This window comes from Saccharopolyspora sp. NPDC050642 (genome assembly GCF_040654735.1).
In the GTDB taxonomy this organism is placed as follows: Bacteria; Actinomycetota; Actinomycetes; order Mycobacteriales; family Pseudonocardiaceae; genus Saccharopolyspora; species Saccharopolyspora elongata.
The window spans coordinates 1-11,389 of record NZ_JBFAIN010000001.1 but is presented as its reverse complement, the minus strand read 5'-3'; the positions used below and the strand labels follow the sequence as shown (position 1 = coordinate 11,389).

9 protein-coding genes are annotated in these 11,389 nt (G+C 70.9%); 8 read left to right on the top strand and 1 reads right to left on the bottom strand.

The window, feature by feature from the left end; genetic code table 11:
• Positions 1 to 121 precede the first annotated feature (121 nt).
• The 4 genes from AB0H93_RS00045 (at position 122) to fahA (ending at position 3,978) form a co-directional block, all read left to right on the top strand.
• Positions 122 to 646 (top strand): MarR family transcriptional regulator, encoded by a 525-nt coding sequence (locus AB0H93_RS00045; protein WP_358564881.1) that lies wholly within the window; start codon positions 122 to 124, stop codon positions 644 to 646.
• A gap of 97 nt (positions 647 to 743) precedes the next feature.
• Positions 744 to 1,943 carry a cupin domain-containing protein gene (locus AB0H93_RS00040; protein WP_358564878.1) on the top strand — a complete coding sequence of 400 codons (1,200 nt, stop codon included), beginning with the start codon at positions 744 to 746 and terminating at the stop codon, positions 1,941 to 1,943.
• On the top strand, positions 1,940 to 2,806 hold the full coding sequence (locus AB0H93_RS00035) for a hypothetical protein (protein WP_358564876.1): 867 nt from the start codon (positions 1,940 to 1,942) through the stop codon (positions 2,804 to 2,806). Before AB0H93_RS00040 ends, AB0H93_RS00035 begins: the two co-directional genes overlap by 4 nt.
• Positions 2,803 to 3,978: a fumarylacetoacetase gene (fahA, locus tag AB0H93_RS00030; RefSeq protein ID WP_358564873.1), complete on the top strand. Its 1,176-nt coding sequence runs from the start codon at positions 2,803 to 2,805 to the stop codon at positions 3,976 to 3,978. The genes AB0H93_RS00035 and fahA overlap by 4 nt, the downstream gene beginning before the upstream one ends.
• Before the next feature lie 123 nt (positions 3,979 to 4,101).
• On the opposite strand, the gene AB0H93_RS00025 is transcribed toward fahA, so the two are convergent.
• A complete protein-coding gene (locus tag AB0H93_RS00025; protein ID WP_358564870.1) occupies positions 4,102 to 5,937 on the bottom strand; it encodes a glycoside hydrolase family 3 protein in 1,836 nt (611 codons plus the stop codon).
• Between the two features lie 289 nt (positions 5,938 to 6,226).
• On the opposite strand from AB0H93_RS00025, the gene AB0H93_RS00020 reads away from it, so the two are divergent.
• The 4 genes from AB0H93_RS00020 to AB0H93_RS00005 all read left to right on the top strand — a co-directional run bounded on the left by AB0H93_RS00020 (position 6,227) and on the right by AB0H93_RS00005 (position 11,037).
• A complete protein-coding gene (locus AB0H93_RS00020) occupies positions 6,227 to 7,342 on the top strand; it encodes a substrate-binding domain-containing protein (RefSeq protein ID WP_358564867.1) in 1,116 nt (371 codons plus the stop codon).
• Positions 7,343 to 7,559: 217 nt separating this feature from the next.
• On the top strand, positions 7,560 to 8,327 hold the full coding sequence (locus tag AB0H93_RS00015; protein ID WP_358564865.1) for an ATP-binding cassette domain-containing protein: 768 nt from the start codon (positions 7,560 to 7,562) through the stop codon (positions 8,325 to 8,327).
• A gap of 10 nt (positions 8,328 to 8,337) precedes the next feature.
• Positions 8,338 to 9,768: an ABC transporter permease gene (locus AB0H93_RS00010; RefSeq protein ID WP_358564862.1), complete on the top strand. Its 1,431-nt coding sequence runs from the start codon at positions 8,338 to 8,340 to the stop codon at positions 9,766 to 9,768.
• A gap of 54 nt (positions 9,769 to 9,822) precedes the next feature.
• On the top strand, positions 9,823 to 11,037 hold the full coding sequence (locus AB0H93_RS00005) for an ROK family protein (protein WP_358564859.1): 1,215 nt from the start codon (positions 9,823 to 9,825) through the stop codon (positions 11,035 to 11,037).
• Positions 11,038 to 11,389: the final 352 nt, after the last annotated feature.

Sequence of the window (11,389 nt, the reverse complement as noted above, 5' to 3'; positions counted from 1 at the left end):
GAAGGTCGCTGAGATAACGCTGAGAGCGGCCCGCAGGCTGAGAACCGGCTCAGCCGGGTGGTGGTTCGCGGGCCGAGCTGAGATAGTTCATGCATTGATCAGTTTGGCGACGGAGGATGCGATGGCCGCGGGCGAGCTGGATTTCTGGTCCTTCGTCGAGCTGGCGAACCACCGGCTGGCCACCGAGTACGGATTCCGGCACCAGCTGGCCACCGAGGTGCTGCTGACGCTCAACCGGGCGTCCAACATCGTCACCTACGACCTGGAGGCGGCGGTGCACCGGCCGCGCGGCCGGTCCTGGTCGGGCTTCCGGCTGCTGTTCGTCACCTGGCTGGCCGGGCCGCTGGAGGCCAAGAAGGCCGCCGAGCTGACCGGGATGAGCCGGGCCGCGGTGTCGAACCTGACGAAGACGCTGGTCGCGGACGGGCTGCTGGACCGGGCGCCGGGCGAGCGCGACGGCCGCTCCGTGCTGCTGTCGCTGACCGAGGACGGGCAGCGGGAGATGGTCGAGGTGTTCCGGGCGCAGAACGAGCGGGAACACGAGTGGGCGAGCGTGCTCACCGAGGCCGAGCAGCGCGTCCTGATCATGCTGCTGGACAAGCTCATCACCAACCGCGACCAGTTCGACATCCGCGGCCGGAACTGATCCCTTCGGCTGTTGCGCCGCGCGGCAAGTAGTAAATACATTGATTAAATGCGCCGGGGCCGAAGGGTTCCTGGGCCGTTGCAAGGAGGCGAGGGCGATGGCGTACTACCGGCAGGTCGGTGAGGTGCCGCCGAAGCGGCACACCCAGCACCGCAGGCCCGACGGCGGCCTGTACTACGAGGAGCTGATGGGGGAGGAGGGCTTCTCCAGCGACTCGTCGCTGCTCTACCACCGCAACCTCCCGTCCGCGCTGGTCGATTCGACGGTGTGGGAACTGCCCGACCTGGGCACCGAGCCGAACCACCCGCTGCGGCCGCGGCACCTGAAGCTGCACGAGCTCTTCGGCGGCCAGGAGTGGAAGCGCCACGACGTGGTGACCGGCCGCCGGCTGGTCCTGGGCAACGCCGACGTGCGCATCTCCTACGTCGTCGCGGGCGAGGCTTCTCCGCTGTACCGCAACGGGATCGGCGACGAATGCGTGTACATCGAGTCCGGCGAGGGCGTCGTCGAGACGGTGTTCGGCGCGCTGCCGTTCCGGCCGGGCGACTACGTGATCCTGCCGCGGGCGACCACGCACCGCTGGCTGCCGCAGGGCGACGAGCCGGTGCGCGCGTACTGCATCGAGGCCAACTCGCACATCACGCCGCCGCGCCGGTACCTGTCGAAGTTCGGCCAGCTGCTGGAGCACTCGCCGTACTGCGAACGCGACCTGCACGGCCCCACCGAGCCGGTCCTGGCCGACGGCACCGACGTCGAGGTGCTGGTCAAGCACCGCGGCAGCACCGGCATCGTCGGCACCCGGTTCGTCTACCCGGAGCACCCGTTCGACGTGGTCGGCTGGGACGGCTGCCTGTACCCGTACACCTTCAACGTGTCCGACTTCGAGCCGATCACCGGCCGCGTGCACCAGCCGCCGCCGGTGCACCAGGTCTTCGAGGGCGACAACTTCGTGGTGTGCAACTTCGTGCCGCGCAAGGTGGACTACCACCCGCTGTCCATCCCGGTGCCGTACTACCACTCCAATGTGGACTCCGACGAGGTGATGTTCTACTGCGGCGGGGACTACGAGGCGCGCAAGGGCTCCGGGATCGGGCAGGGCTCGATCTCCCTGCACCCGGGCGGGCACTCGCACGGCCCGCAGCCGGGGGCCTACGAGCGCAGCATCGGGGTGGAGTTCTTCGACGAGCTCGCGGTCATGGTCGACACGTTCCGCCCGCTGGAGCTCGGCGAGGGCGGCCGCGCGGCCGAAGATCCCGGCTACGCCTGGACCTGGGCGGGACGGGGGCCGAAGCAGTGACCATCCCGGATTTCGCGAAATCGCTGTGCGATGACGCCGCGGTGTTCCCGCCCGGACTGGCGCCGCTGCCGGACGCCGTCGCCGCGCACGCCCGGCACACCGACGCGCCGTACGCCGAGCTCGTCGGGCCGCTGGTGCTCGCGGCACCGGCGCTGGCGGAGCTCGCCGACCTGCTCGAATCCGGCGACCGGCTCGACCTCTCGGTCACCGCGCCCGCGGGGCCGGGGCAGCTCCGGGCCGTGTTCGACGCAACCGGATCGTTGCCGGTCCGGTTGCGCGCCCTGGAGGTCGCGGTGCCCGCCGGGCAGGCTCCCGCAGAGTTCTTCACCGAGCTCGACCGGGCCTGCGTGGCGGCCGAGGACGTGGCCGTCTTCGTCGAGGTGCCCCGCGACCAGCGGCGCCCTGAGGTCATCGCCGCCTGCGCCGCCGCCCGGTACCAGGCCAAGTTCCGCACCGGCGGGGTGAAGGCCGAGCTGTACCCGGACGAGGCGGAACTGGCCGCCGCGATCCGGGCGGTCGTCGACGCGCGGGTGCCGTTCAAGGCCACCGCCGGGTTGCACCACGCGATCCGCAACACCGATCCCGAAACCGGTTTCGAGCAGCACGGCTACCTGAACCTGCTGCTGGCGACCGACGCGGCGGTGGACTTCGCCGATGAGTCCGAGATCGCCGAGATCCTCGCCGAACGCGATGCGCGCAAGGTCGCCGAGCGCGTCGCGAACCTGGACGACGCGCGGGTCGGGGCCGCCCGCGAGCGGTTCCTGTCCTTCGGCACGTGCAGCATCATCGAGCCCTTGACCGAGCTGGTGGACCTGGGCCTGGTGCCCGCGGCGGTGCTCAGCGCAGAAGGAGTCGCCTCGTGACCGTGATCGACATCCCCGCCGGTTCGCCGTTCGGGCTCGACAACCTGCCCTACGGCGTGTTCTCCACCGCCGGCACCGAGCCGCGGGTCGGCGTCCGCGTCGGGGAGTCCGTTGTGGACCTCGCGGTGGCACTGGGCGACGAGGTCTTCGCGCGGCCGAGCCTGAACGCGTTCATGGCGCAGGGCCACGAGCGGTGGGTGCAGGTGCGGCGGCAGATCACCGAGCTGGTGTCGGGGGACGTGCCGGATGCGGCCGTGCACCCGGTCGCCGACGTCACCACGCACCTGCCGATCGAGGTCGCCGACTACGTCGACTTCTACGCCTCCGAGCACCACGCGGCCAACCTCGGCCGGCTGTTCCGGCCGAACGCCGAACCGCTGATGCCGAACTGGAAGCACCTGCCGGTCGGCTACCACGGGCGTAGTGGAACGGTCGTGGTGTCGGGCACCGACATCGTCCGCCCCAGCGGCCAGCGCAAGGCGCCGGACGAGGACGCCCCGACGTTCGGCCCGTGCCGCCGCCTGGACATCGAGGCGGAGCTCGGCTTCATCGTCGGCACCGGCTCCGATCTGGGCAGCACCGTGCCCGCGGGAGACTTCGCCACCCGCGTGTTCGGCGTCGTGCTGGTCAACGACTGGTCGGCCCGCGACATCCAGGCGTGGGAGTACGTGCCGCTGGGCCCGTTCCTCGGCAAGAGCTTCGCCACGTCGATCTCGGCGTGGGTGGTTCCGCTGCTCGCGCTGGAGGCCGCGCGCGTCCCGGTACCGGACCAGGAGCCGAAACCCCTGCCGTACCTGCGGGAAACCGAGCCGTGGGGCCTGGACATCGACCTCGCGGTGTCCTGGAACGGGCACGAGGTCTCCCGCCCGCCGTACAGGGAGATGTACTGGTCCCCGGCCCAGATGCTGGCGCACCTGACGGTCAACGGGGCGACCAGCCGCACCGGCGACCTGTACGCGTCCGGCACGATCTCGGGCCCGGAGAAGGACCAGCGCGGCGCGTTCATCGAACTCACCTGGGGCGGCAAGGAACCCGTCAAGGTCGGCGCGGAGGAACGCACGTTCCTCCAGGACGGGGACGAGGTCACCATCACGGCGACGGCCCCGGGCCCGAACGGCTCCCGGATCGGCTTCGGCGAGGTGGCGGGCCGGATCCTGCCCGCGAGCGGGTGATCCGGAATATACGTTGTACGGGTATCCGGGGGTGTCCTAGGCGCGCAATCCGGGCTGACCGCCTGAGATCTCACGACGAACGGGCGCTTTCGGCTCAACAGAGCCGAAAGCGCCCGCTTCATCTCAGTAGGTCAGGCCGTAGCCGTAGGGGAACAGGGGATGCTGGCCGTCCCCGTCGTTGATCGGCTGCTGGTCCGCGCCGGCCATCCAGGTCATCGGCAGGGTTCCGGTCGGGGCGTGGTCGCCGAAGAGGACGTCGGCCACGCCGGCGCCTTCGGTGCCGGGCAGCCAGGCCGCCAGGAGCGCGTCCCAGTTCGGCAGGTCCGCCGCGACGTCCAGCGGGCGGCCCGACACGGTCACCACGATCACCGGCACCCCGGATTCCTGGAGCCGGGCCAGCGTCGCCCGGTCCTCCTCGTCCAGGCCCATGCCCTCCGGGCGATCGCCTTCGCCTTCGGCGTAGGGGGTTTCGCCGACCACCGCGATCGCCGCCCGGTAGCTGCCGTCGATGCCGTTGCCGTCACGGTCGTAGGCCACCTCGGTGCCGGAGGAGACGGCCTGCCGGATTCCCTGCAGGATCGTGGTCCCCGGCGTGATCGGGCCACTGCCGCCCTGCCAGCTGATCGTCCAGCCGCCGCTCTGGTTGCCGATGTCGTCGGCGTTCTTGCCCGCGACGAAGATCTTGCCGCCGTCCTTGGCCAGCGGCAGCACGTTCCCGTCGTTCTTCAGCAGCACCTGCGATTCACGGACCGCCTCGCGGGCGAGTTCCCGGTGCTCCGCGCTGCCGACGGTTCCGGTGAGGCTGCGGTCGGTGAACGGCCGCTCGAACAGGCCGAGCTCGAACTTCTTGGTCAGGATGCGGCGGTTGGCGTCGTCGATGCGCTCCATCGGCACCCGGCCGGCCTCGACCTCGGCGCGCAGCAGGTCCATGAACTTCTGGTACTCGTTCGGCACCATGATCATGTCCAGTCCGGCGTTGACCGAATCGCGCACCTCGTCGGCGGTGAAGCCCTCCTGGCCGTCGATCTTGTCGATGGCCTGCCAGTCCGACACGACGAAACCGGTGAAGCCCAGCTCGCCCTTGAGCACGTCGTTGATCAGGTAGTCGCCGGTGTGCATCTTGACGCCGTTCCAGCTGCTGTAGGAGATCATCACCGAGCCGACGCCGCGCTCGATCGCGGCCTGGAACGGCGGCAGGTGCACCGCACGCAGCTCGGCCTCGTCGATCTCGGTGTTGCCCTGGTCGTCGCCGCCGGTCGTGCCGCCGTCGCCGACGTAGTGCTTCGCCGTGGCCAGCACGGACGCCGGACCGTCCAGAGTGGACCCCTGCAGGCCGGTCACGGCGGAGGCCATCGCCGCGGGCCGCTCCGGGGTCTCGCCGAATGACTCGTAGGTGCGTCCCCAGCGGTCGTTGCGCGCCACGCACAGGCACGGCGCGAAGTCCCAGTCGATGCCGGTGCCGGCGACCTCCTCGGCGGTCGCCCGGCCGATGCGCTCGACCAGGTCCGGGTCGTTGGTGGCGCCGAGCCCGATGTTGTGCGGGAAGATCGTCGCGCCGTGCACGTTGTTGTGCCCGTGCACCGCGTCGACGCCGTAGATGATCGGAATGCCCAGCGGGGTGGCGATCGCCGCCCGCTGGTAGGCGTCGTACATGTCCGCCCAGGCTTCCGCGGTGTTCGGCGTCGGCGCGGATCCGCCGCCGCTGAGGATCGAGCCGATCCCGGCGGCCGCCGCGGCGCCCGGGTCGGCGGCCAGCCGCTCGGCCTGCGTCATCTGGCCTATCTTGTCCTGCAACGACATTCGCGCCATCAGGTCGTCCACCCGGTCGGCGACCGGGCGCGTCGCGTCGCGGTAGGCGGGCGGTGCCGCGGCCACGGCGGGGGTGACCGCGGCGGTGCAGGCCACCGCGGTGAGCGCCAGCGCGAGCCGCGAGCGGGTCGTGCCTAACCAACGGGTCATGCCGTTCTCCTCTGCGTTCGGAGGTCATCCGTGCGGGGTGGAACTGCGAAGCCGGCGGCCTGCGCGGGGCGCGGGTGCGCTCTCCCGTTGGGCGGTGAAGGGCCGCGAGGAATATGTTGCAGGCGGCAACATACCATCGGATGCCGCCTCGGGAATGCGTACTCCATCGATCAAGTCTCGGTACTGCATCGATCAGGTCAACTTCTCCGCTCGTGGTGTTGTGTCATAAGTTGTTTGTCGCAACGTTTGGTTCTGCACGATTCCGTTCGGGAGTGGGGAAGGCTTCTCGATGGCGAGAACGCCCGCGGCGCTGATCGCGATGGCCTGCAGCATCGGGCTGTTGCTGGTGGCGTGCGGGAACAACAGGCTGCCCGAGCCGGACGCCGACGCGGCCGCGCCGGGCACCGGCGGTCCGCGGGTCGGCGTGATCCTCCCGGACACCGCGACCTCCGCGCGTTGGGCGCACTTCGACCAGCCGATGCTGCAGGCGGCGCTGCGCCGGGAAGGCCTCACGCCGATCGTGCAGAACGCGCAGGGCGACGCGCAGAAGTTCGCCCAGATCGCCGACGGCATGCTCAGCCAGCGGGTGCAGGTGCTGATCATCGCCGCGCCCAGCGGCGACGCCGGGGCCACCGTCGAGCAGAAGGCCGAACGGCTCGGCGTGCCGGTGATCGACTACGACCGGCTCAACGTCGGCGGCAGCGCCGACTACTACGTCAGCTTCGACCACGAGGAGGTCGGCGAACTGCAGGCCCGGGCGCTCGCGACGGCGATGCGCGACAAGCCCGGCGGCCAGGTCATCGAGATCGGCGGCGCCACGACCGACCACAACGCGACGCTGGTGCACCACGGCCAGTCCGCGGAACTCGGCCCCCGCTACGCGGCGGGCGAGCTGAGGCTGGCGAGCAGCCGGTTCGTCGACGGCTGGGACAACCAGGCCGGCGGCCGGGTCTTCGAACAGCTGCTGACCGCCAACGGTGGGCGGGTGGACGGCGTCCTCGCGGCCAACGACGGGCTGGCCTCGGCGGTGATCACCGTGCTGCAGAAGTACGGCCTGGCGGGCGCGGTCCCGGTCACCGGGCAGGACATGACCGTCGACGGCCTGCGCGCGATCCTGCAGGGCTACCAGTCGTCCACGGTGTTCAAACCGATCCGCGACGAGGCGTCGGTGACGGCGGAGCTGGCGGCCGCGCTCGCCCGCGGCGACACCGCGGCCGCCGACGCGCTGGCCCACCAGCGAACGCCCGATCCGGTCGGCGGGCGCGAGGTGAAGTCGGTCCTGCTGCCGCCGCAGCTGATCACGCGCGACAACATCAAGTCGGTGCTCGGCCCGGCGGGCGTCCGGGCCGAGGAGATCTGCGGCGGCGAGCTGGCGGAATCCTGCCGCCAGCTCGGCATCGCCTGATGGAGGTGACTTCTTCAATGGGCTTGCGTGGCGGTGCGGGTGGCGGAACCTCAGACGCCGCCTGGACTGTGGGAGCCCCGACTTATGTATGACCAATACGCGGCGTCGGGGCTGTCCTCGCCAGACGACGTCTGAGAACCCGCGGCGGTGCGAGCTGAGGCCCTCACCGCATGCGGCTGACGCCGCATTTGAAGGAAACCAGTTCGAGGGAGGGCGAGTGCACGAGCCGATCCTGGCGCTGCGCCGGGTCAACAAGAGCTTCGGCCCGGTCCGCGCGCTGCGGGAGGTGGACTTCACCGTGCGCGCCGGCGAGGTCACCGCGCTGATCGGCGACAACGGCGCCGGTAAGTCCACATTGGTCAAATGCATCGCGGGCATGCACCGCATCGACGGCGGCGAGGTGCTCTTCGAAGGCCGCCCCGTGCCGATCCAGCGGCCCGGCGACGCCGCCGCGCTGGGTATCGAGGTGGTCTACCAGGACCTCGCGCTGTGCGACGACCTCGATGTCGTGCAGAACATGTTCCTCGGCCGCGAGCGGGGCCCGGCGATGCTGCTCGACGACACCGAGATGGAGCTGGCCGCGAGGCGCACCCTCCGCTCCCTGTCGGTGCGCACCGTCGGTTCCGTGCGCGCGAGGGTCGGCTCGCTCTCCGGCGGTCAGCGGCAGACCGTCGCCATCGCCAAGGCCGTGCTGTGGAACAGCAAGGTGGTGATCCTCGACGAACCCACCGCGGCGCTCGGCGTCGCGCAGACCCGGCAGGTCCTCGACCTCATCCGCCGCCTGGCCGACCAGGGCCTCGGCGTGGTGCTGATCAGCCACAACATGTCCGACGTGTTCGAGGTCGCCGACCGGATCGCCACCCTCTACCTGGGACGCATGGCCGCCGAACTGCCCGCCAGGGACCTGACCCACGGCCAGGTCGTCGAGCTGATGACCGCCGGCCGCTCCGGCGATCTCGGCATCGCCCGCCCGACAGCAGTGTGAAAGGCCGCCAATGACGAACAGCCCGACCGGCGCGGCCGAACCGGCGCTGCGCATCGCCGACTTCGGCATCGACACGACCTCTCGCGCCACCGGCGAGGCCCTGCGCGACTACGTCGGCAAGATCCGCCGCGGTGATCTCGGCGCGCTGCCCGCACTGGTGATGCTGGCCGTGCTGCTGGTGCTGTTCGCCGCCCTGTCCGAGGACTTCCTGACCCTCAACAACCTGGCCAACCTGCTGCACCAGGGCGCAGGGCAGGCGATCATCGCGATGGGCATCGTCTACGTGCTGCTGATCGGCGAGATCGACCTGTCCGCCGGAACGGCCTCCGGTGTGGCGGCGTCGTTGCTCGCACTGCACTTCCAGCACGACGGGAACCTGCTCGGGGCGATGGGCGGCTCGGTGTTCTACGCCTTCGTGCTGGGGCTCGCGGCCGCGGCGCTGCTGGCGCTGCTGCTGCGGATCTGGCTCGGTGCCGGGCTTTCCGCGCTGGCGCTGGCGCTCGTGGTCGCCGGGGTCGGCGCGAACCCGTGGCTGGAGATGCTGCTGGCGGTGTGCGTCGGCGCGGCGATCGGGTGCGTCACCGGGTTCGCGGTCTCGAAGGTCCGCATCCCGTCGTTCGTCGTGACGCTGGGGCTGTTCATCACCTGGTCCGGCGTCGTGCTCCAGCTGGTCGGGCCGGGCGGCACGATCTCGGTCCGGCAGAGCCCGGAGCTGTTCGCCGTCGCCAACGGCAGCCTCGGCGTGGCGGGCAGCTGGCTGCTGTTCCTGGTGACCGGCGCCGGATACGCCGCCGTGGTGGCCCGCCGGCACCTGACCAGGCTCCGGCACGGGCTCGTCGCGCAGCCGACCGTGCTGGTGGTGGCCAAGGTCGGCGCCGTGCTCGGCTGCGGCGGCGTCGCGACGTACCTGCTGACGCTCAACCGCTCGCCGCACCCGGAGCTGGCGTCGATCCGCGGCGTGCCCTACGTGGTGCCGATCATCCTGGTGCTGCTGATCGCGGGCACGTACGTGCTGGACCGCACCCGCTTCGGCCGGCACCTGCGCGCCGTCGGCAACAACCGGGACGCCGCGCACCGGGCCGGGGTGAACGTCGCCAAGATCCGGATGAGCGCGTTCATCATCTGCTCCTCGGTCGCGGCGCTGGGCGCCATCGTCTACACCTCGAAGGTCGGCTCGGTCGACGGCAGCGCGGGCAACGGCAACCTGGTGCTGTTCGCGGTCGGCGCGGCCGTCATCGGCGGTACGTCGCTGTTCGGCGGGAAGGGCCGGCTGCAGGACGCGGTCCTCGGCGGCGCGGTGCTCGCGACCGTCCAGAACGGCCTGAACCTGCTGGGCTTCGCCGCCGCGCCGGTGAACATCATCACCGGCCTGGTCCTGGTGGCCGCCGCCGGCGTGGACGCGTTGTCCCGGCGGCGTTCGACGGCGCAGCATGAAGGCTGAGCCGGGGAGCATGGTGCGCAGCGCAAGCGTCCGCTGTGCTACAGCTTGTCCCGGATGGGAAGCCCGAAGCAGGCGGAGGAAGCGGCCGAGTTGACCACGACACCAACCGCGGGAGCGCGGCCCGACGAGGTGCGCCAGCACAATCGGGCGGTGCTGCTGCGTCGGCTGCACACCGGTGGGCCCTGCACCAGGGCCGCGCTGGCGACCGAGATGGGGCTCAACCGCAGCACCATCAAGGCGCTGGTCGACGAGCTGGTCGGGGACGGGCTCGTGGTGGAGCGGGTGCCCGCCCAGCGCAGCGGCGCGGGCCGGCCGTCGCTGCTGGTGCTGCCGCAGCCGCACGCGGCGGTGACGCTGGCGGTGGACATCCGGGTCGAGCAGGTGGCGATGGCGCTGATCGGGCTCGGCGGCGAGATCCTCAACCGGTGCAGCTGGAGCCTGCGCCCGACCACCCGGAATCCGCGCGAGGTCTTCACCAAGATCGTCGACAACAGCGCGGTGCTCATCGAGGAGGCCGGTGTCGACGTCGTGGCGGTCGGCGCCTCGGCGCCCGGCGTGGTGCGCCGCGCGGACGGGATGGTGCGCGAGGCGCCGAACCTGCACTGGACCGAAGTGCCGCTCGGCGACTGGCTTTCCCAGGCGCTGGACGGCCGGCGGGTGGAGGTCGGCAACGACGCGGAGCTCAGCGCGCTCGCCGAACACCTCCGCGGGGCGGCGCGCGGCGCGACCGACGCGGTCTTCGTCGGGGCGGATGTCGGCGTCGGCGGCGGGGTCATCTCCGGCGGGATGCCGTTGCGCGGCAGCGGCGGCTACGTCGGCGAACTCGGGCACATGGTGGTGCGGCCGGACGGGCACGAATGCTATTGCGGCAGCAGGGGATGCTGGGAGACCGAGGTGGGGGAGCGGGCCCTGAGCCGGGCGCTGGGCCTGCCGGAGGACTCGCCGCGCGGCGTGGTCGTCGCCGAGCTGCACGCCTTGGCGCAGCAACCGGACGAGGTGTTGCAGCGGCTCGGCGAGTTCGGCGAGTGGCTGGCCATCGGACTGTGCAATGTGGTCAACCTGCTGTGCCCGCAGCTGGTGGTGCTCGGGGATCTGTTCACCTCGCTGCCGCGCACGCTGATCGACCACGTCGGCAAGCTGGTCACCGAGCGCAGCCTGGTCAGCCGCGCGATGGGCGGCACCAAGCTGGTCACGTCCTCGCTCGGCGCGGACGGCAAGCTGCTCGGCGCCGCCGAGCTGGCCTTCGAGCAGGTGCTGGCCAGCCGCTGAGCCGATCGGCGGAAACCGTTGCCCCGGTTGGGAAACGCGCAGATTGCGATGCGGTTACGCCCGGCGGTACCGACATCTCCCGGTGATAAGTTGCAGCGGACAACATATTGACCGGATCGACCTCGAGCCGGCCGGGGACACCTTCGCGTCCTGCGTTCTCGGCGTACCACGCCGACGCTCCTGCGAAAAGAGGGACCACTTTGTTCACTGGGAGATGGGCCGGCACCCAGGTGCTGGCCCAGGGTCAGCTGCTGGATGCCAACGCGGTGGATTTCGCGTTGCTGGCGTTGTACTTCGTTTTCGTGCTGGGTATCGGGTATCTGGCGCGGCGTGCGGTTTCCACCAGTTTGGA